General features: G+C 58.1%; 17 protein-coding genes. 4 read left to right on the top strand and 13 right to left on the bottom strand.

Annotation, left to right across the window (positions count from 1 at the left end; genetic code table 11):
- Positions 1-118: 118 nt before the first annotated feature.
- The 6 genes from LOY52_RS12825 to LOY52_RS12850 all read right to left on the bottom strand — a co-directional run bounded on the left by LOY52_RS12825 (position 119) and on the right by LOY52_RS12850 (position 7,516).
- Entirely contained in the window at positions 119-1,540 is a 1,422-nt protein-coding gene (locus tag LOY52_RS12825) for an efflux transporter outer membrane subunit (protein WP_258679720.1), read from the bottom strand.
- Complete coding sequence (locus LOY52_RS12830) at positions 1,540-4,728, bottom strand: efflux RND transporter permease subunit (protein ID WP_258679721.1); 3,189 nt, start codon at positions 4,726-4,728, stop codon at positions 1,540-1,542. The genes LOY52_RS12825 and LOY52_RS12830 overlap by 1 nt, the downstream gene beginning before the upstream one ends.
- A 15-nt stretch (positions 4,729-4,743) precedes the next feature.
- The gene (gene mexE, locus LOY52_RS12835; protein ID WP_258679722.1) at positions 4,744-5,997 is read right to left on the bottom strand and encodes a multidrug efflux RND transporter periplasmic adaptor subunit MexE; all 1,254 of its coding nucleotides are present in this window, start codon (positions 5,995-5,997) and stop codon (positions 4,744-4,746) included.
- A 273-nt stretch (positions 5,998-6,270) separates the two neighbouring features.
- On the bottom strand, positions 6,271-6,723 hold the full coding sequence (locus LOY52_RS12840) for a DUF805 domain-containing protein (protein WP_258679723.1): 453 nt from the start codon (positions 6,721-6,723) through the stop codon (positions 6,271-6,273).
- 15 nt (positions 6,724-6,738) lie between these two features.
- Complete coding sequence (locus LOY52_RS12845; RefSeq protein WP_258679724.1) at positions 6,739-7,086, bottom strand: DUF4190 domain-containing protein; 348 nt, start codon at positions 7,084-7,086, stop codon at positions 6,739-6,741.
- Between the two features lie 85 nt (positions 7,087-7,171).
- On the bottom strand, positions 7,172-7,516 hold the full coding sequence (locus LOY52_RS12850) for a hypothetical protein (protein ID WP_258679725.1): 345 nt from the start codon (positions 7,514-7,516) through the stop codon (positions 7,172-7,174).
- A gap of 211 nt (positions 7,517-7,727) precedes the next feature.
- Here LOY52_RS12850 and LOY52_RS12855 point away from each other — a divergent pair, with 211 nt between their 5' ends.
- On the top strand, positions 7,728-8,912 hold the full coding sequence (locus tag LOY52_RS12855; protein WP_258679726.1) for a sugar transporter: 1,185 nt from the start codon (positions 7,728-7,730) through the stop codon (positions 8,910-8,912).
- A 125-nt stretch (positions 8,913-9,037) separates the two neighbouring features.
- On the opposite strand, the gene LOY52_RS12860 is transcribed toward LOY52_RS12855, so the two are convergent.
- From LOY52_RS12860 to LOY52_RS12890, 7 genes are all read right to left on the bottom strand, one after another.
- A complete protein-coding gene (locus LOY52_RS12860) occupies positions 9,038-9,976 on the bottom strand; it encodes a hypothetical protein (protein WP_258679727.1) in 939 nt (312 codons plus the stop codon).
- 116 nt (positions 9,977-10,092) lie between these two features.
- On the bottom strand, positions 10,093-10,506 hold the full coding sequence (locus LOY52_RS12865; protein ID WP_258679728.1) for a hypothetical protein: 414 nt from the start codon (positions 10,504-10,506) through the stop codon (positions 10,093-10,095).
- A 51-nt stretch (positions 10,507-10,557) separates the two neighbouring features.
- Complete coding sequence (gene hxsA, locus LOY52_RS12870; RefSeq protein ID WP_202368277.1) at positions 10,558-11,166, bottom strand: His-Xaa-Ser repeat protein HxsA; 609 nt, start codon at positions 11,164-11,166, stop codon at positions 10,558-10,560.
- Positions 11,163-12,398 (bottom strand): His-Xaa-Ser system radical SAM maturase HxsC, encoded by a 1,236-nt coding sequence (gene hxsC, locus LOY52_RS12875; RefSeq protein WP_258679729.1) that lies wholly within the window; start codon positions 12,396-12,398, stop codon positions 11,163-11,165. The genes hxsA and hxsC overlap by 4 nt, the downstream gene beginning before the upstream one ends.
- Positions 12,398-13,885, bottom strand: a complete 1,488-nt coding sequence (gene hxsB, locus LOY52_RS12880) for a His-Xaa-Ser system radical SAM maturase HxsB (protein ID WP_202368275.1) — start codon at positions 13,883-13,885, stop codon at positions 12,398-12,400. Before hxsB ends, hxsC begins: the two co-directional genes overlap by 1 nt.
- Entirely contained in the window at positions 13,882-14,181 is a 300-nt protein-coding gene (gene hxsD, locus LOY52_RS12885; protein ID WP_258679730.1) for a His-Xaa-Ser system protein HxsD, read from the bottom strand. Before hxsD ends, hxsB begins: the two co-directional genes overlap by 4 nt.
- Before the next feature lie 337 nt (positions 14,182-14,518).
- Positions 14,519-15,433 carry a LysR family transcriptional regulator gene (locus tag LOY52_RS12890; RefSeq protein WP_027612769.1) on the bottom strand — a complete coding sequence of 305 codons (915 nt, stop codon included), beginning with the start codon at positions 15,431-15,433 and terminating at the stop codon, positions 14,519-14,521.
- A gap of 269 nt (positions 15,434-15,702) precedes the next feature.
- Between LOY52_RS12890 and LOY52_RS12895 the strand changes: the two genes are divergently transcribed.
- From LOY52_RS12895 to LOY52_RS12905, 3 genes are all read left to right on the top strand, one after another.
- Positions 15,703-16,725 (top strand): zinc-dependent alcohol dehydrogenase family protein, encoded by a 1,023-nt coding sequence (locus LOY52_RS12895; RefSeq protein WP_123586427.1) that lies wholly within the window; start codon positions 15,703-15,705, stop codon positions 16,723-16,725.
- A 544-nt stretch (positions 16,726-17,269) separates the two neighbouring features.
- Entirely contained in the window at positions 17,270-18,742 is a 1,473-nt protein-coding gene (locus LOY52_RS12900; RefSeq protein ID WP_258679731.1) for a hypothetical protein, read from the top strand.
- A 48-nt stretch (positions 18,743-18,790) separates the two neighbouring features.
- A complete protein-coding gene (locus LOY52_RS12905; protein ID WP_258679732.1) occupies positions 18,791-20,191 on the top strand; it encodes a PLP-dependent aminotransferase family protein in 1,401 nt (466 codons plus the stop codon).
- Positions 20,192-20,203 lie beyond the last annotated feature (12 nt).

Here is a 20,203-nt window from a genome sequence, read left to right on the forward strand (position 1 = left end):
GATCGCAGCGTTCCGCAGCTCCTACAGGGGGCGGGCAAAAAAAGCCCCGCGACCGAATGATACGCGGGGCAAAAAAATTGGTTGGTTGCGGCCAACCAAAGGAGCTCTTTAACAACTATTACTTACTGGCGACGGTTTCCGGCTGCCAGCCACCCCCCAGGGCCTTGTAGATCGCGACGATGCCGCGATACAAGTCAACCTCGGCCTGAGCCTGGCTGTCTTCGGCATTCAGGCGTTCGCGCTGAGCATCGAGCAGCACGAGGAAGTCGGTGGTGCCTTCGCGGTAGCGGATTTCCGCGAGATCGGCAGCCTTGCGGCTCGATTCACTCTGGCGAATCAGCGAGATCAGCCGTTGCTGACGCTTGCCGTAATCGCTGAAGGCGTTTTCCGATTCTTCCAGTGCCAGCAGCACTTGTTGCTCGTAGGTGGCGAGGGCGCCTTCGGCATCAGCATCGGCGCCGCGCAAACGGGCGCGGACGCTGCCCAGATCGAACGCCGCCCAGGTGATGCTCGGGCCGAGCGCCCAGGCGTTGGCCGCCGAGGAGCCGATCTGCGAACCACGCCCGGCCGTCCAGCCGAGGAACCCGCTGAGGCTGACCCGTGGAAACAGATCAGCTTTCGCCACACCGATTCGCGCGGTGGCCGAGGCCAGTTTGCGTTCAGCGCTGAGGATGTCCGGGCGGCGTTGCAGCAGTTCACCCGGATCACCGATCGGCAAGGCCTTGGCAATCGCCGGCAAGTCTTTCGGGCTCAGATCCACGGTCAGCTTGTCCGGACGCTCACCCAGCAGGGTCGCGATGCGGTTTTTCTGCCGAACCTGTTCGGCCTGCAATTGCGGCACGCTGGCTTCGACCGAGGCCAGACGCGCATCGGCACGTTCGACGTCGAGCTGATCACCGACGCCGGCGTCACGCAGGCTGATGGTGATCTTGCGCGACTCCTGCTGGTTTTCCAGGTTGGCCACGGCGATCTTCTCGCGCAATTGCGCACCGCGCAGTTGACCGTAGGCGTCCACCAGTTCGGCAATCATGGTGACTTGCAGTTGGTACAGATCGGCTTCGGCCGCCTGCTGGTCGGCGTCGCTGGCTTCCAGATTGCGCTGGATCCGGCCGAACAGATCGAGTTCCCAGGCCATGTCCAGACCCAGATCGTAGCGTTCGCTGTTGACCCGTTTGGTGGTCTGGCCGGGGATTTGCCCCTTGGCCAGATCACTGCTCGCGCGGCTGGTGATGGTCGGCATCGCATCGTTGCTGACGTCGTCGCGGATCGCCCGGGCGGCTTTCCAGCGGGCGAACGCCACGCGCAGTTGACGGTTGCCTTGCAGCGATTGCGTCACCAACTGGTTGAGGGTCGGATCGTCGAATTGCTGCCACCAGATGCCTTCGAACTTCGAACGGTCAAAGTTCTTCTGACCGGCAGCGCCGTCGGTGGCGGTCGTGATATTGGCCGCCTCCGTGGCTGGGGTCTTGTAGTCGGGGCCGACGGCGCAGGCGCTCAACGCCAGCACCAGCAGACTCGGCAGGAAGACTTTCAGACTCATTATTGCGCCTCCAGTGGCTTTTGAAGAGCGTGCCCCTTGGCCGCTTTGCGGGCTTCGCCGCGCTCGACGAAATTACGGATCAATACGTAGAACACTGGCGTCAGCAACAGACCGAAGAAGGTCACCCCGAGCATCCCGGAGAACACCGCCACACCCATCGCGTGACGCATCTCGGCACCGGCACCGCTGGAGAACACCAGTGGCACCACACCCATGATGAACGCGAAAGAGGTCATCAGGATCGGCCGCAGACGCAGACGGCAGGCTTCCAGTACCGCGGCCAGCGGATCGAGACCTTCCAGCTGTTTATCCTTGGCGAACTCGACGATCAGAATCGCGTTCTTGCACGCCAGGCCCACCAGTACGATCAGGCCGATCTGGGTGAAAATGTTGTTGTCGCCGCCGGAGACAATCACCCCGGTGATAGCCGACAGCAGGGTCATCGGTACGATCAGGATCACCGCCAGTGGCAGGCTCCAGCTTTCGTACTGCGCCGCGAGCACCAGGAACGCCAGCAGTACGCAGAGCGGGAACACGAACAGTGCGGTGTTGCCGGACAGAATCTGCTGGTAGGTCAGGTCGGTCCATTCGTAGGTCATGCCGTTCGGCAGTTCATCTTTCAGCAGTTTTTCGATGGCTTTTTCGGCCTGGCCGGAGCTGTAGCCGGGGGCTGCCGCACCGTTGATTTCTGCGGTGATGAAACCGTTGTAGTGCATCACGCGATCCGGGCCCGAGGTGTCGCTGACCTTGATGAAGGTCGCCAGCGGGATCATTTCGCCCTTGTTGTTGCGCACTTTCAGTTGGCCGATCTGGTCGGATTCGAGGCGGAACTGTTGCTCAGCCTGAACGTTGACCTGATAGGTGCGCCCGAAGCGGTTGAAGTCGTTGGCATACAGCGAACCCAGGTAAATCTGCAGGGTGTCGAAGATGTCGCTGACGGCCACGCCGTGGGTCTTGGCTTTTTCGCGGTCGATGGCAGCATCGACCTGCGGCACGTTCACGGTGTAGCTGGTGAACAGCCCCGCAAGCTCAGGCACGCTGTGGCTCTTGGTGATGATGTTCATCGTCTCTTTGTACAGCTCGTCGTAACCCAGGTTGCCCCGGTCTTCGATTTGCAGGCGGAAACCGCCAATGGTGCCCAGACCTTGTACCGGCGGCGGCGGGAAGATCGCCATGTACGCTTCCTGAATGTTCGCGTACTGACCGTTCAAGGCCCCGGCGATGGCACCGGCGGACATGCTCGGGTCTTTACGCTCGTCGAACGGTTTCAGGGTCACGAACACGATGCCGGCGTTCGGACTGTTGGTGAAGCCGTTGATCGACAGGCCCGGGAACGCTACGGCGCTTTCCACGCCCGGCTGTTTCAGCGCCAGGTCGGACATACGCTTGATCACGTCTTCGGTGCGATCCAGGCTCGCGGCGTCCGGCAGTTGCGCGAAGGCCACCAGGTATTGCTTGTCCTGGCCGGGTACGAAACCGGTCGGGGTGCTGGAGAAACCGAAGAACGTCAGCACCATCAGGCCTGCATACAACAGCAGTGCGATGCCGCTGCCACGGATGACCCGGCGCACAGTACCGACATAACCGTGGCTGGCCTTTTCAAAGAAGCGGTTGAACGGACGGAACAACCAGCCACCAAAGATCTTGTCGAGCACTTTGGAGAAGCGGTCTTTCGGCGCGTCATGACTTTTCAGCAATACAGCGGCCAGCGCTGGCGACAGGGTCAGCGAGTTGAACGCGGAGATCACGGTCGAGATCGCAATGGTCAACGCAAACTGCTTGTAGAACTGCCCGGTGAGGCCGGAGATGAACGCCGCCGGCACAAACACCGCACACAGCACCAGCGCCGTGGCGATGATTGGGCCGGTCACTTCACCCATGGCTTTTTTGGTCGCATCGAACGGGTTGAGTCCCAGTTCAATATTGCGCTCGACGTTCTCCACCACCACGATGGCGTCGTCCACCACGATACCGATCGCCAGTACCAGGCCGAACAGCGACAGGGCGTTGAGCGAGAAGCCGAACAGGTGCATCACCGCAAACGTACCGATCAACGATACCGGCACCGCCACCAACGGAATGATCGAGGCGCGCCAGGTCTGCAGGAACAGGATCACCACCAGCACCACGAGGATCAGCGCTTCGAAGAGGGTGTGAACCACCGCTTCGATCGAGCCGCGCACGAAGATCGTCGGGTCATAGACGATGCTGTAGTCCATGCCTTGCGGGAAGCCTTTCTTCAGCTCTTCCATCTTGCCGCGAACTTCGTTCGAGATATCGATGGCGTTGGAGCCAGGACGCTGGAAGATCGGGATTGCTACAGCAGGCTGGTTGTTCAGCAGCGAACGCAGGGCGTACTGGCTGGAGCCCAGCTCGACGCGCGCGATGTCCTTCAGACGGGTGATTTCACCGTTGTCGCCGGAGCGAATGATGATGTTCTCGAACTCTTCTTCAGTGACCAGACGGCCCTGAGTGTTGACCGACAGCTGGAAGCTCTGGGCATTCGGGGCAGGGGGCGCACCGAGCTGACCGGCAGCGACCTGACGGTTCTGTTCACGAATCGCCGTCACCACGTCGGTGGCGGTCAGGTTGCGCGAAGCAGTCTTGTTCGGATCGAGCCAGACCCGCAGCGAGTAGTCGCCCATACCGAACAGCTGCACGTCACCGACACCGCCCAGACGCGCCAGCTCATCCTTGATGTTGAGGATCGCGTAGTTGGACAGGTAGAGCATGTCGTAACGTTTGTCCGGCGAGGTCAAGTGCACAACCATGGTCAGGTCGGGCGAGGCCTTGTCGACGGTGATACCGATGCGCGTCACTTCCTCGGGAAGTTTCGGCTCGGTCCGGGTCACCCGGTTCTGCACCTGCACCTGCGCGTTGTCCAGGTCAGTGCCCAGAGCGAAGGTGATGGTCAGCGTGATCTTGCCGTCAGCGGTGGACTGCGAGGACATGTACAGCATGTTCTCGACGCCGGTGATGGCTTGCTCCAGCGGAGCGGCCACTGTTTCACCGATGACTTTGGGGTTGGCGCCCGGGAAGTTGGCACGCACCACCACGGTCGGTGGCACGACTTCCGGGTATTCGCTGATCGGCAGCTGGAACAGCGAGATCGCACCGGCGATCAGGATCAACAGCGAGAGCACCGCTGCGAAGATCGGCCGTGAAATGAAGAATTGGGAAAAATTCATCGGAATTGTCGTCCCTTAACCGCGTGGGGTCGCAGCGGCGAGCTTCACAGCCGTACCCTGTGCACCTTTGGCGGGTGCGACTTTGGGCAGGTTGCTGGCTTCCAGCGCTTGACGTTGTTGAGCCAGCGCGGCAATGGTCTGCTCGCTGGCCATCGGGATCACTTCAGGCGTCACCGGCGAACCCGGACGTACCCGCTGCAGACCCTTGACGATGATCGTGTCGTCCTTGTTCAGACCGGTGCGCACGATGCGCAGGCCTTCGATCTTCGGCCCCAGTTCGACGGCGCGGTAAGCGGTCTTGTTGTCCGCATCCATCACCAGCACGAACTTCTTGCCCAGATCGGTACCGACCGCTTCGTCGTTGATCAGCATGGCGTTGTAGGTGCCGCTGCCGACCAGTTTCAGCCGCGCGTACAGGCCCGGGGTGTAGGTGCCGTCGCTGTTGTCGAACACCGCGCGACCACGGATGGTGCCGGTCTTCGGGTTGACCTGGTTGTCGACGAAGTTCATCTGACCGAGGTGCGGGTTGCCGTCCTCGTTGGACAGGCCCATGTACACCGGCGTGGTGGCGCCACGTTGGCCGTTGCGGGCGAGTTGGGTGTATTTGAGGAACACACGCTCGTCGGCGTCGAAGTAGGCGTAGACCTTGTCGGTGGAGACCACGCTAGTCAGCGGGGTGGTGTCGGCAGTCACCAGGTTACCGGCGGTGATCTCGGCACGGCTGACGCGACCGCTGATGGGCGCGGTGACGCGGGTGAAGCTCAGGTTCAGTTTGGCCAGGTCCAGTTGCGCCTGCAGGGCGCCGACGGCGGCGCGGGCTTCCTGGGCAGCGCTGGTACGCGAGTCGGCCAGTTCAGCGGAAATCGCGTTGCTCGCACGCAGACGTTCGCCACGCCCGGCTTCGTTTTCACTGCGGGTGGCATTGGCACGGGCTTGGGCTACCAGGGCTTCGAGGCGGCGCACTTCAGCCTGGAAAGGACGCGGATCGATCTGGAACAGCAGGTCGCCTTTTTTGACCAGTGCGCCTTCGGTGAAGGCCACCTCGTCGATCTGGCCGGAGACCCGAGGACGGATTTCAACAGTTTCCGGTGCTTCGAGGCGCCCGGTGAATTCGTCCCACTCGTTGACCGGTTGTTCCAGCACCTTGGCCACGCTGACTTTGGCAGCGGGCAGGGTGGCGGCAGTCTCCGGAGTCTTGCCGCAAGCGCTCATCACCAGCACGGCCAACATGGCCAAGGGGAAGCGCAAATGTTTGAGTGACTGTTCCATGGAATCATCCGCCAATGTATTGAAGATGGGCGGATGATGCTCGGCGGGCTGTGATGGCACGAATCGAATGAAGCAAAGGTAACTATCATTCGGAATGATATAAGACCGATTCGAGCCCTCTAGCATGCACCTTTCGTTAGGGTGCTATCAATTGGTTTGATGACAAATGTGTGTTGCGCCGTCAGTAAAAATCCAGTGGCGGCTTCAGGGACTGATTGCACAAACAAAGAGACGGCCATGAAGGCCGTCTCGTTCAAAGTGTTGCGGGGTGACTCAGTTGTTGCCTTTGCGGTTCGGCCCAAAGCGATTAGGACCTGGCTGGCTGTCTTGTACCAGGAACACCAGGTTGACGATCGGCAGCAGCAACCACCAGCCACTGCGGTCGGTGTCGTGCATGCGGCGCGCGCCTACTGCGATGCTCGGCAGCAACATCGCCAGGTTGTACAGGTTGTAGAGCACGCCGTTGGTGTTGAGCATGGCGTCGAGAACGCCCATGACAATGCAGATACCCAGGTTGATCAGCACGAACATCCAGTACTCGCGGCGGGTCGCGCGGCCTTTGAATTCGGCGTAATTTTTCAGTGCTTCCACGTAAGGGTTACCGGTGGTGATGGCGGGGCCACTGGCAAAGGACGGTTGAGCAGCCTGAGGTGCGCCGCACTGTGGGCATGCCACGGCCAGGCTACTAATTTCCTTGGCGCAACCACGGCAGAAAACCAAGCTCATATTTTTTCCCTAAAATTATTCAATCGATAGACAGGACAAAACGAACGCGGCAAGGCCAGACAAAATGATGCCGGCGATCGCGAGGTTTCTTCCTGAGTGTTTTTGGTTGATACAGACGATGCCGCAAGTGAGGCCCGCAAGGCTGAGGATGCCCACACCGACAATCGCATCCCTGTCCCATTCGGAATCATCAAACAGGGTGAGTGCGCTGATAATCCCGAGGATCAATGAAACGATGGCCAGCCAGGGTGTTTCGGCTTGCGTTTGCGGCACGGAGGCCTGTTGGGGCGCCCCGCATTGGGGGCAGGTGAGCGCCGTTTCGTGTAGCTCCTTGGCGCAAGCACGACAATAGACCATTGCCATCGTTTTCCTTAACTGAGTGCAAATGCCCGACCCTCCAGCGGTCGGGGCGGCGCTAAGTTAAACTTTATTACCGGATTTGTCATTATCACTTTGCCATCATTGCTGCCGTGGGAGCACGGGTACGCAAACTGCTCAAGACAGGTCGTGCGGCACGAACCGTGCGCTCGGAGAGTATTTCCATGCGCGGCGATTGCAACTCCCAGGCGTGCCAATAAAGCGCTACATCGGTGAAATCATTCAGCGCGACATCCACCAGCTCCCGACTTTTCAGCAAGTCGCTGACCTGCATATGCGGCACCATTCCATAACCCAGGCCACGGCGTATGGCTTTCAGGCGTGCCTCCGGAAGTGACAGGTTGTGCGTGGGGTAGGCCGCCGCAGTGAGACCGAAACGCGACTGCATGAAATCCAATGACTGCATGCGCGTCAAAGATTACTCGGGCCAGTGAACAAGGCAGCTTGATTGATCAAGACCTCGTATGCTTCCACGGCATTGGACCAGATCAGTGTGGCTTGACCCTCTGATGATGCGTCCCCTGAACGTCGAAACATTCGGCAATCGGTATCAAGGCACCGACAGATGGGCACAGATCGCTTGCGTACATTCACGCGCGATCATCGACGAGTAATACGACGTTTAAATGAGTGATTCTACGGCGACAAACAACGGCAACTGGTACGCAGTCATTGCCTTGGCACTGGCTGCGTTTGTGTTCAACACCACTGAATTTGTCCCGGTCGGTCTGTTGAGTTCGATCGGCAGCAGCTTCGACATGTCGACCGCGCAGGTCGGCCTGATGTTGACCATCTATGCGTGGGTCGTGTCTCTGACGTCGCTGCCGATCATGCTGCTGACGCGCAACGTCGAGCGGCGGAAATTGCTGATTGTGCTGTTCGGGATGTTTATCGCCAGTCACATCCTGTCGAGTCTGGCGACCAGCTTCGGGGTACTGCTGGTGAGCCGGATCGGCGTGGCGTTGTCGCACGCTCTGTTCTGGTCGATCACCGCGTCTCTGGCCGTGCGCCTGGCGCCACCGGGCAAGCAGGTTCAAGCCTTGGGCTTGCTGGCAACCGGTACTTCGCTGGCAATGGTGCTGGGCATTCCCCTTGGCCGCTTGCTGGGCGAGGCCATGGGCTGGCGCACCACGTTCATCGTGATTGCTGGATTTGCCGCGGCGCTGGTGTTCTGCCTGGCGAAGGTGCTGCCGCTGTTGCCCAGCCAGAACTCGGGCTCGCTCAAGAGCCTGCCTATATTGCTGAAGCGACCTGCGCTGGTGGCGGTCTATGTCCTGACGGCGATGGTGGTGACGGCACAGTTCACTGCCTACAGCTACATCGAACCGTTCGTACTGACCGTGGCCAACATGAGCGGCGACGTGGTGACGCTCCTGCTGTTGTTATTCGGCGGCGCCGGTATTTTCGGCTCGCTGCTGTTCAGCTATCTGCACAGCTATAACCCCCAGCGCTTTCTGATCATCTGCGTATCGGTGCTCGCCTTGTGCCTGGCTTTGCTGTTGCCGTTGAGCGGCAATGTCTCATACCTCGGCGTGTTGAGTGTGTTCTGGGGCATGGCGATCATGGGTTTCGGGCTGGCATTGCAGTCGAAAGTCCTGGTACTGGCGCCGGACGCCACCGACGTGGCGATGGCGCTGTTTTCCGGGATCTACAACATCGGTATCGGCGGCGGGGCATTGGTGGGGAGTTGGGTCGGCAGCCAGTTTGGTTTTGCTTACATCGGGGTGGTTGGCGGCATGCTGGCGGCGTCGGCGTTGGCGTTTTACTGTCTGTCGATTTATCGCAACAGCCGGGCTGGGGCTGGGGCCTGAGTTTGAGGGGGAGGGTTCGCCACCAGGGATATTTTTAGTTCGAATGCTGATTGTGTCTGTTTCTGGCAATGCTCTGCTATTTGCCTAATATCTCAAATTTTCGTCCTGTTGGCTCGAAAACTGGTCTAGCGCAGAATCGAGTCAGACTGCGTTGAAGCAGCGCCGAGCAGCCAAACCAACGCAGGAGATTTTTTGACGTGTTCTGCCATGGTTGTCATTGCAACCTTGAGAGGCGGAATAGTAGACACGACGACATCGTAATTCTCGGCAGGCTGTAAACGAACGCCAATGATGACACTTTTGTCTTCTTTTTCGCGAGCATAAGCAATGAAGCCATTTTCCAACGGGTGTACATATTCTCCAGTCCGTACGTAGGGATAGTTTGGGACCTTGTGGAAATCACTTCGCAGTGCGATGACTTTGGTCACGGCCTTGAAGGCGGGGCTGAAGTTGTCGGTAAGGTAGCCGTAGCTCATGGTAAATAGCACGCTAATGATAAGTGCGCCTGCAGCGTGGAACATGATCATGCTGCGCGATTGCTTGAATTTAGCTTGAAATCCGAGGAATGCAGCCAACTGGGTCATATGTTGCCAAGCTGCTTCGAATAGCAGGCTGATCATCGCGATGACCGTGATCAACATTGCTGTCAGGCCAAGAAGTATTGCGACCACAAACAGCCACGATGGAATGTAGAACAGCAACGCGAGAAAGCTGACAGTCAGATCAAAGCTTTGAGGGGGCAGACCTAACGTCTCAGCAACTGCGAAACGTGCGCATGCTGTCGATATCAGCAGTGCAAGCAGATGCATGATTATGATGGGCGTTTTGGCAAATGGCTTGTCCCAAGCGGTATGAAGCCAGCGAGCGAAAGGGATGCACCAAGCAATGAATCCGCACATTATCAATGCAGCCGCGACTGTCGTCCCGATGGTAACCGTGGATGTACCGGTGCAGAGGGAAGCTACAAACGTGATGAAGTACGTAACTACTGAGGCAAGGTAGAACCGCTGAGATACGGAATACTGCTCGAATTTGACGAGCAGCATTGCTTTCAGTGCTTTCATTTTCGTCCTTGAATTTCCTTTCACGGCTTCCAAAATCCCGGCGGATAGAAATACCTGGCCGCCTTGATATACGTTTTGTCGAGGCGGTGCCGCGTTGCAAACATATCAGGCGTTGTTCAGGGTAGCAGCCAAGTGCTGTTTGGGGTGGTTGACCGGATTCCGACTGCCTGGCACCGCTCCAGAATCGGCAGAATGTAGGTGATGTTGGTGCGGCCTGGCTTGCCTTCTGCTCTGTAACGAGCCGCCTGGCAAAGTGGGCCGGCTTTTTCGTACGTATGGTTGGAGCTGATTTCCACAGCTTGTGCTTGGCCGAAATGATTGTTACCGGCGAGGTAGTCCAACGTTTGCTGGAAAGCTGCTCGAGTCAGCGCCAACTGCGAGTCTTCCGATCCGGTCTCAATCAGAACGCGATTTGCATCGACGGTCGTGATACGGAAACGGGCGCTATGCGATGGTGTTTGTAGTTCCTTGCCTTGCAGGCGACTGATCAATGCCCAGAGGGTGTTGTCGACTTGAACGATGTGCTGCATGAAATAACTCCTTGGTTCCTGGACGGACGCTAGCTTTTAACCGGAAGCAATTTATGGGACCTTGATACCTAACGCGTTCAGCGATGGCGTATCCATCCGGCCATTTACGGTCAGTCCAGTGTCCGCCTGAAATGCCATTAACGCTCCACGTGTTGCCTTGCCCATCACTCCATCAATAGTGCCTTGGTAATACTGGCGTACCATCAGCGCGGTCTGCACACGTGCGACCAGATTGCTTTTCTGCTCATTGGTCGCGCGGCTCTTTGAAGTATTCGAACTTGTCCCGCTGGTAGTGCCAGACGACTGATAAAAGCTATTGCTGTTTGAGGTGCTGCTCGAAGCACTCGGCGCGCTGTAACTCCGGGTACTGGGGGCGGGTGGGCTGTAGTAGCGAGGTGCGCTATAACCACCCGAGCCGCTGTAGTGAGAACTATGCGAACTGTGGGATCGGTGTGAACTATGCGAACGATGTGCCGCATAGATGTTGACGGTGCCTGGCGCATTGAGCGTATCGGCAAATACTGGGGGCTGTAGTTTGTCGTTGGGTTGCCAGTTCGCATCGGCGAGCGAGAGATGGCCCGCCTGTGCCAGGGTGGTACCTGCCATTGGCAGCAAACTGATCCCACTGATCAGGACTTTCCAGCGGTCGAGCAATTTCACTGTGCACTCCTTGCATAGGCGCTAAAGGCGTCGGTCGATAATAGTTGTACGCCGCGGCTCTGCCAGCGGTCGGTCTGGGATTTGAAGAAGCCAGAGCAATGTTTGACGGCAGCGCATTGTTGGCAGGTATCGATGAACAGATTCTTCCAGTCCGAGATGCTCTGGCGGGCGAAACGCGAGAGGTGGGCCGGGATCAGGCACAGGGGCAAGTTGTAGATCGAAACCGGCACTCCGCGGTTGAACAGGAAATACACGGCCTGGCTCAACGACTCTTGATAGTCCAGCGGGTCAATCCACAGTTCTTCGTAGTTTTTCCTGGCCAGGCCGGTGCTTTCGATACCCATCAGCGCAACATGCCGCACGAAGGGCAGGTTCCTGAACACGTAGTGGGCGAGCTCGGGCAAGCGTGGCGCGGTCAGGCGATTGAGCACCACGCGTATCTCGATGATCTGGTTGGCGCGCGCCAGGTTGTAAAGACCTTGCAGGGTTTCGCTGAACGCGCCTGGAGCCTGCACCACATGGTCATGGTCTTCGGCATTGTCGGCATACAGGGGGATGCCCCAGCTCAACTGAGGGTGGCCGATTGCAGAGAGCGCTGCGATCCAGCTCGGGTCTTGGAACAGACGCCCGTTGCTGAGTACATGAATGGATTTCTGTGGCAAAACGGCTTTGCACTTGGCCAGGATTTCGAGCAGGCCGTCGCGATAAAGCGTTGGTTCTCCACCGCTGATTCCCAGATTTTCTTCGCCCGGGTCCATCAGGTCGATCAGCCGTAGGTTCTCTTCGATGTGCCAGCGGTCATCGATATTTTTGGGCGGCTGCGAGCACATCAGGCAGAGGCTGTTGCAACGATCGGTCATGAACAGCAGGTTGCTGTCTGAGCCTCGCCGATAGAGCACTCGCACCAACGCGTTGCCTGGTGTGATGGCAATGACATCGCCGGGCTGCACGACATCCGCATCTTTGGGGGTGTGCAGGTATGGCCGCGCGCAGTCGAAGTCGCCGATCAATGGCTCCGGGATCAGGAATCCACCCACTGGTAATGAGAGCAGATGCGGGCTCCGTAGCCGTTCTTCGTTTGGCAGCCAAAGCAGCAGGTCACCGAACTCAGCGCTTCCGGCACAAACAGCCAGGCCTTGCTCGATGAACTCATCCAGAGTGATGACCTTGAGCAGTTTCGGCTCATTCAGGTGATGGATTTCGAAGCGAGTATCTTTGCGCAGCATCGCCATCAGCCCCTGTAACCCGGAAATCGAACATCGTTGTAAGAGCGCCTGTTCAACCAAGACAGCAGCACTCTCTGCACGTTGTCGTCGCCATCGCAAAGCAGGCCGAAGAGATGCTTCAGCAGCCCCATATTTTTCCTGCAGAAGCTGCTGAACACTCGGTGTCCGATCGGGTCAGCTTGGCGGGCATAGTGTTCGATGGGGTCAGCACCACAGTACGGGACAAGTGCGCAGTCGGAGCAGCCCGGCAGCGCCTCTGCTACACCACTGGCGAGCAACGCATTCATAACGGGCGATGTGAGTAATTCAGACAAGGGTTGCTGCACGGTGCCAAGTTTCAAGCCGTCTTCACCCATCTCCAGCAACATTCGGGCTTCGTCCGAGGGATAGACGTAACCGTCATAGTTATAAACCAGCGCCGCAGTGCCTGCGCCAGCAGGGGAACGCAGGTCTACATAGCCGGAGGAGAAGGGTGTCAGGATATTCTTCAGCAACAGGCTCGTATAACTCTCTGAGAGGTATACGCCCTGCTGGTTGACATGCAGCAAATAGGCCAGTGCCTTCTTGTAGAAGGCCAGGTATTGCTCAATAGGGTAATCAAGTCGATGGGCACTCTTGGTGGCAAACCCATATGGGCTCAGAGGCCGAAGCGAGATGCTGGAGAAGCCCTGACTTACATACTCATCGATGATCGCTTCAGGCTGTTCGAGGCTTCTTGAAGTCAGCGTGGTCAACGCGGAAACTGCATCATGGCCAAGGCGCTCACGGACCCATTGGATGCCTTTTACTGTGCGTTCGTAGGAGTCTCGTGACGGTGTAGGGCGGTTCGCATTGTGCAAGGGCGCCGGCCCATCGAGCGAGGTCGAAAACTGGATGCGATTTTGTTCTGCGAAGTCGAGTATTTCCTCCGTCAGGTGGTGCAGCGTTGTGGTGATGACGAACTGAATATCCCGTTGTTCGACCACGTTCCGTTCAACGATCCATTCGACAATCTGGCGGACGCGCTCGAAGGCCAGAAGCGGCTCGCCACCCTGAAACTCCACAGTCAGGGCGGGAGCGTTCGATTCGAACAGGCGATCGACCGCCGCCTGTGCATCCTCTTCCGACAGGTCGTGGCCGGATCCTCCCAGAGGAGCCCGCGACACCTGGCAGTACTGGCAGGTGTGGTTGCAGCGCAATGTAACTACGAATAAGTGCAGTGCTGGGCCCTGGAAGAGGAAGTCCTTGCGGCTGCGATACTGCGCAGCCATTTCCGGGAACGGGTCGTGTTGGCCTGGTTCGTAGATGAAGTGGCGGGCCAGCAGGTCCCTGTAAAAAGGCGTACTTGCTTGAACGTCGAAGTAACTGAGGGCTCGTAATTGCGCGTCGTTCACGTGCATGTACTCACCGGTATCAGAGGTGAGCAGGATGTCACGGTCATGTCCCGTGTTCATGCGCATGAATCGAAAAGGCAGCAAGCGGTAGTGCTTGGCGTCTGTCGCTATCAGTGTCACTGCGAAACCCCACATCCAGCGAGCGCGGCGCGGGCCAGGACTTCGCGCAACCCTGCTGTTTCGCGGTTGATATGGTCGCGTAGGGCGAAGTCGTTCAGGTACTGGAGGATCAGTGAGTGAGCCTGCTCCGGGGAAAGCGTTAACCTTGCTTCAGCGGGGTGGGCCGTGAGGCTAATTTGCTTGGCTTCAATACCGATCTGAATTGCGACAGTGTCGGCCAGTGAATAAGCGGCGCGTTGCACCACGCTGAGTGGGTAGGCTGCGCTGTCGAGTTTCAGCGTGACTGGCCATGTCATCGGAACCGGTCCTTCAAATCCGTTGGGAACGTGTGGATTTTGCCGGTTGACGAGGCATTATGCCATTATAATTTTGCACGCATTTGTCTAGTGTGGTGGGTGGTGTGCTCACTACGGCTCGGCCATTGATACGGGTAGGGCCGAGTGTTCATATCTCCCTCAATCCACGCATCCTCATCAATAGCCAGCTTGGTCTCAGGCTGGGTACATCCTTTTCAAACCATCCAAAGCATGCTTTCAGATGTGCCCCCAATGTAGCCATCCACTGGAAGTGAATGGATCTCCATGGCCTATGAAAAGTCAGAAATGATCAACTGCACACCATGCCCGACGACCCCTAGAGACTCTCAGGATCCCCAAAGAACATCTGAATCCGCGACCGCAACCAACGTTCCCCCGGATCGTTATCCTGCGACCCACGCCAAGCCATATGCAACTCAAACGTACGTGTCGGCAGCGGCGGATCCTCCGCCCGCACGCCGCCGGCAGCCGTCAGCGCATCAGCGGTGTAGTCCGGCACGGTCGCTACAATGTCAGTGCCCGCGAGCAACGTGCTCAAACCATTGAACTGCGGCACGGCCAGTACCACGTGGCGTTTGCGGCCGAGTTTTTCCAACTCTTCATCGATGAAGCCACTGAGGTCGCCGGCGAACGACACCAGCGCATGCGGGCGTGCGCAGTAATCATCCAGGCTGAGCGGGCCGGGCACGGTGTCGGCGCGCAGCAGTTTCGGCTGGCTGCGCCGCAGCACCTTGCGCTTGGCGTTGGCCGGCAGGTCGGTGGTGTAGCTGACGCCGATGGAGATTTCGCCGGAGGCCAGCAGGCCCGGCATCAATATGTAGTTGACCCGACGCACGACGAGGACGATGCCCGGTGCTTCGGCGCGCAGGCGTTTGAGCAGCATCGGCAGCAGGGCGAATTCGACGTCGTCGGACAGGCCGATGCGAAATACCGAAGTGCTGGTGGCCGGGTCGAATTCCGCCGCGCGGCTGACAGCCGTTGAAATCGAGTCGAGCGCCGGGGAGAGCAGGGCGAAGATTTCCACCGCGCGGGCGGACGGTTCCATGCTGCGTCCGGTGCGCACGAACAACGGGTCATCGAACAGGCTGCGCAGCCGTGAGAGCGCCGCACTGATCGCCGGCTGGCCGAGAAACAGCTTCTCGGCGGCGCGGGTCACGCTGCGTTCGTGCATCAATGTTTCGAATACGATCAACAGGTTCAGGTCGACACGACGCAGGTCATTACGATTCATCTGGAGTCCTGGCAGAGTCATCAAGCTTGACGAGAGCGACCATATGAGAACAATGGCCGGCATGAATATTACGGGGAAAGGCTGGTACTCTGCACCGCTAAATTCAGCTTTACCGAGCCGGTGGCGGCATTTTTTCATCGATTTTGCCAATGCCGCTCATACTGCGGAATCAATGACAGGCATGTCGACTATTAATAGCCACTGATAGTCTTGGGTCAAAAGCCCAGATAGAGTTCAGGGCATTAGAGGTTACTTTGACGAGGTTTGCGATGTCCCGCACGATCCGTTTTCACAAGTTTGGTCCGGCCGAGGTGCTCAAATGCGAAGAGCATGCGGCCGCTCAGCCAGGTCCTGGCGAAGTGCAGGTGCGTGTCGAGGCGATCGGCATCAGCTGGTACGACATTCTCTGGCGTCAGAACCTGGCCTCGTCCCAGGCACGCTTGCCGTCCGGTCTCGGCCATGAAATGGCCGGTGTGGTGACCGCCGTCGGTGACGGTGTGGACGATCTGTCGGTGGGCGACAAGGTGGCCAGTTTTCCGGCCGAAAGCCCGAACGACTACCCGGTGTATGGCGAGCAGATCGTGCTGCCACGCACCGCGCTGACCCGTTATCCGGATGTACTCAGCCCGGTTGAGGCCAGCGTGCATTACACGCCGTTGTTGATCGCCTATTTCGCCTATGCCGATCTGGCGCGGGTCAAACCGGGGCAGTTTGCCTTGGTCACTGATGCCAGTCATTGCGCCGGTCCGTCCTTTGTCCAGTTGGGCAAGGCCATGGGGGTGCGGGTGATTGCCGCGACGAAAACCGCTGATGAGCGTGAATACCTGCTGTCGCTGGGCGCCGAGAAAGTCATCGTCACCGAGGAAGAAGATCTGTTGATGCGAATCAACAAGATCACCGACAACCGTGGCGTCGATGTGGTGTTCGACGGTCTTGGTGGCCCGCAGATGTCGTTGCTCGGCGATGTCCTCGCACCACGTGGCAGCCTGGTCCTGTATGGTCTGCAGGGTGGTAACCAGACACCATTTCCGGCCTGTGCAGCGTTTCAGAAAAACATCCAGTTCTTCGTGCACTGCATCGGCAATTTTACCGGTAAGCCGGAGCTCGGCATCACTCAGGACCACGTCGCCTTGCAGCGTGCCCTGCGTGACATCAACCAGCTCACCGCCGACCGCGTACTGCTGCCACTCAAGACTCGGGTCTTCCCGTTCAACGAGTTCGTCGAAGCACATCGCTACATGGACGAATGCCCATGCCGCGAACGGGTCGCCCTGCAGGTCGAACCCGCGTAACTCCCTCCGAACAGAGTCCGTGACCCCACGGACTCTTGCGTTTTACCCCGCGCATAATCAGGCATACCGAGCACGGTACGTGGCCGGTTGTACATCTGAACCGGTTTTTGTCCGCTATCTGTATCTTCTAATCGGTCTATAAGTCCTGATAATTGAATGATTACTTTCATCTCAAGGAATGAGCCATGTCTGTGCATTCTGTTTTTTGTTGCGTGTTTAATAGTTTCTCTCGTGGGCGATATACCGGTTTCTGTTTAATGGCTGTAGGTAGTTTCCTATTGTCGGTCTGCTTTTCTTGTACTCAATGTTCGTGGGACGTTGTAAGAAGTTTCCTCAGATATTTTTACTTCAGGAAAAAACCAATGGTGGCGGGGGTTTGCGTTACCTAGAGCGACGATCCTGCCGACTTCTTTGTGTCAAGTGTTTCAAATAACTACGAAAGCATAAGTGTTAGTATTTGATCGTCTATTACTTATTGATGAATTTATTGCGCCAGCTCACCGCTGATGCGCGATATGAATTTTTTACGCCGGGTAAAGTACTGATGAGCACGATCCATGATCAGGCAATGAACTATGTCTACCAGCAAGTATTGCAGCGTCTGTTGAGTTTTTTTTCCAGAGCCGAACGGACAGCGCTGCAATTGCTGATTCAGCGGCTGGTGGTCGCCGCTGGCGGAATGGAGCGCATGGGTGGCTACAAGGTCATGGTGACACCGTCCGGTACCCGTGACAGTTGTTACACCCTGGCGCTGCTGCGCGCCGCGCAGCTGAGTATCGCCGGCCGTGCACCGGCCACTTTTCAGTTGCGTGTGGCCATGTTGCGCAGGAGTGGATCGGGGGCGGCACCCGGCAATATGCACCGCAGTTTCGCTGCTCTGTTTCTGTATGACGACCCCCGTGTCGAGTTGCTGATGGTGGATCATCGTCACGTGTTGCCATTCAATCACCTGGCGCCACCTGACAAGGACAGTACGCAAGCCAATCGCACCAACCTGCTGATGATGGGGCATCGACGGGGCGCGGACGAGAAGATCGAGTTGTGGGGCGAGGCCTGCCTGGCCCGGGCGGAGTTTTGCGGGCAAATCGCTCGCTGGGGCAATGGTGTTGATGCCTGGGTTGCCAGTGAGTCGTTGCGTCGCCAGAAACAATTCATCGACAACCTCGATCGTGCGGTGCAAAAGGCTGGCATTGGTGCGCTGCCGCCCAATGCCGGGACTTTCGATGAGTTGTTCGCCTTGCTCGACGGATTGGGAGGGGACTTGTACCGCGGTTTTTACGCCGAAGCCGAACGACTGTCCTGGCGTCCCGAGGACGGGTTCGAGTCATGCCGTCGCACGACGTTTGTCGACATTCACGACATGGTGGTGGGTAACCTGGAAGAACGTTGGCCATTGCTCAGTGAGTTTCTCGGGTTTCAGGCAGAGGAATGGCTGTTCCACCAGCGCGAGGGCGAATACGCCGACCCGTTGATCGAGGCCCATTTATGCGGGCTGGAGGCGGAGTTTGTCGATGGCCGCAGCTATGAAGCCGGGTTTTCGCAACATGTTCAGCACATGCTGGTGTCCATGCAGCAGCAACGGGTTCCGGAACCGGTATGTGAGCAGATGATTGCCCGATTGGGGCCGCAGTCAGCGCTTGATGAACTGCGCGAAGCAGCGGCGAACTGCATTCAAGCCACGTATGGCTTGAATGAAACCCAATGGATCTGCCTGTTGTTTTCGCCGTTTATCAACCGTGGAGCCGGCCTCGAACGGTTCCTGCGCAGCTGTCATCCCGGCATGTTGGTGGCGATGCCTGATTTGCATCGTGCAATGCAGGGGCTGCACGGCCCGGAGCAAGTGCTGCAATGGATGATGGATGTCAGTGGTTTACCGGTCAGGCTGATCAGTCGTCTCTACGCCATGGAGTCATTGCCGGTGTGTGGGGCTGTCCTACATACAACGGGCGCTGCACAACAAACAGCGGATCTCGATGGCATCGACATCAGCGTGGGTGACCGGTCAGCGGAACGTTGAGGTGAGTGATCGATTCTTCGGCGCAGCCGTGTCAATGGTATTGAGCTCATGAGGACTGTACGGGAGCCTGGTTTCGCTTATCAGGCCGTCTATCGCTACTTGATACGACTGATAGCGGATTCGGCCGAAGCAGGCAACGTCAGGCTGCCGTCACTGCGTCAGCTGGCAGATCGCCTGAACGTATCGATCTCGACCATTCAATACGCGTATTCGCTGCTGGAGAAAGAAGGGCGGGTCTATTCCGTCGCCAAGTCCGGGTACTACGCCCAAGCGATTGCGGGGCTGACACCTCAGGCCATTGGCAACGATCTGCTTGAGGCGCTTTACATCAATGCGCGACGCCCGGGGATGCGTTTGTTAAGCGCAGAAGATCCGGTTTCAGTGCAGTCGCTGGACAGTCCATTGCTGTTGCTGGAACGCGAACTGCTGCGTCAATACCCCCGCAAGCCGCCGGCGCTTGATCAGCCCTGCGGGGAGCTGGAATTGCGCGCCGCTCTCGCGGCTCGCTACACCACTTCGCCGAGACAATGCTGGCACGCCGAGGATGTCTACATTGGCGCGGATTTACGCGGAGTACTGGAAATTCTGGTGGCTGTTCTGCAGCTTAAACACGCCACCATTCTGGTTGAGTCGCCCTGTGACTGGGTGATATTGCGATTGCTGCAGGCGGCAGAGGTGCGGGTGATCGAACTGCCGTTGCAGGCCTGTGGCGGGCTGGATCTGCAACGCTTCGAAGCACTGCTCAACACTGTAAACGTGCGGCTGATTCTGCTTTCTTCGGGCCTGTGCATGCCGCGCGGTACCCGGGTTCCTGCGGAAAACCGCAACATCATCGCCAGTATGCTTGCCGAGCATGGTACTTGGGTGCTGGAGAACGATTGCTATGGCGAGCTTGGCGAGATCATGGGCGACGAACGTTTGCGTGATCGGCTGGATCCTGACCGGCTGTTGATCTTCTCTACGTTCGAGAAAACCATCGGCATCGAGGCACCTTACGGGTTCGTACTGTCGCGCCAATGGAAAAGCGAGATGTTGCGGCATTTTCTGCTGCGTTCGTTCCGACTATCGCCAATCCGCCAGAAGGCGATCGCGCGACTGTACGGAAATGGTCGGATTGATCAGCATCTAAACGTGCTGCGCCGACTCCTCAAGGAGCGTCGAACTCCGATGATCCACTTGCTGCGCGAACGTTTGGGCGATGCCCTGCAGGTCGTCGAGCCGCAGGGCGGTGCGACCGTCTGGGTGCGGGCGCTGCGACCGGTGGACATGCACGGTGTGTTTCAGCGTCTGCTCAGACAACAAGTATTGATCGCGCCGGGCGAACTGTTCAGCGTGCAGGGATTACATCGTCGTTATCTGCGTCTGAACCTGCTGGATCAGGGCGAAACCGGATTGGCCGGGGCGATCGCCATGCTCGGCGATGCACTGCGTCTGGCACCTTTGGAATGAACGTTGAAATCT

Source organism: Pseudomonas sp. B21-051 (genome assembly GCF_024748795.1).
Classification (GTDB): Bacteria; Pseudomonadota; Gammaproteobacteria; order Pseudomonadales; family Pseudomonadaceae; genus Aquipseudomonas; species Aquipseudomonas putida_A.

Excerpts from the sequence above, each read along its gene's own strand:
- LOY52_RS12825 (WP_258679720.1), bottom strand. The coding sequence starts at position 1,540 with ATGAGTCTGAAAGTCTTCCTGCCGAGTCTGCTGGTGCTGGCGTTGAGC.
- LOY52_RS12830 (WP_258679721.1), bottom strand. The coding sequence starts at position 4,728 with ATGAATTTTTCCCAATTCTTCATTTCACGGCCGATCTTCGCAGCGGTG.
- mexE (WP_258679722.1), bottom strand. The coding sequence starts at position 5,997 with ATGGAACAGTCACTCAAACATTTGCGCTTCCCCTTGGCCATGTTGGCC.
- LOY52_RS12840 (WP_258679723.1), bottom strand. The coding sequence starts at position 6,723 with ATGAGCTTGGTTTTCTGCCGTGGTTGCGCCAAGGAAATTAGTAGCCTG.
- LOY52_RS12845 (WP_258679724.1), bottom strand. The coding sequence starts at position 7,086 with ATGGCAATGGTCTATTGTCGTGCTTGCGCCAAGGAGCTACACGAAACG.
- LOY52_RS12855 (WP_258679726.1), top strand. The coding sequence starts at position 7,728 with ATGAGTGATTCTACGGCGACAAACAACGGCAACTGGTACGCAGTCATT.
- LOY52_RS12860 (WP_258679727.1), bottom strand. The coding sequence starts at position 9,976 with ATGAAAGCACTGAAAGCAATGCTGCTCGTCAAATTCGAGCAGTATTCC.
- LOY52_RS12865 (WP_258679728.1), bottom strand. The coding sequence starts at position 10,506 with ATGCAGCACATCGTTCAAGTCGACAACACCCTCTGGGCATTGATCAGT.
- hxsC (WP_258679729.1), bottom strand. The coding sequence starts at position 12,398 with ATGGCGATGCTGCGCAAAGATACTCGCTTCGAAATCCATCACCTGAAT.
- hxsD (WP_258679730.1), bottom strand. The coding sequence starts at position 14,181 with ATGACATGGCCAGTCACGCTGAAACTCGACAGCGCAGCCTACCCACTC.
- LOY52_RS12890 (WP_027612769.1), bottom strand. The coding sequence starts at position 15,433 with ATGAATCGTAATGACCTGCGTCGTGTCGACCTGAACCTGTTGATCGTA.
- LOY52_RS12895 (WP_123586427.1), top strand. The coding sequence starts at position 15,703 with ATGTCCCGCACGATCCGTTTTCACAAGTTTGGTCCGGCCGAGGTGCTC.
- LOY52_RS12900 (WP_258679731.1), top strand. The coding sequence starts at position 17,270 with ATGAGCACGATCCATGATCAGGCAATGAACTATGTCTACCAGCAAGTA.
- LOY52_RS12905 (WP_258679732.1), top strand. The coding sequence starts at position 18,791 with ATGAGGACTGTACGGGAGCCTGGTTTCGCTTATCAGGCCGTCTATCGC.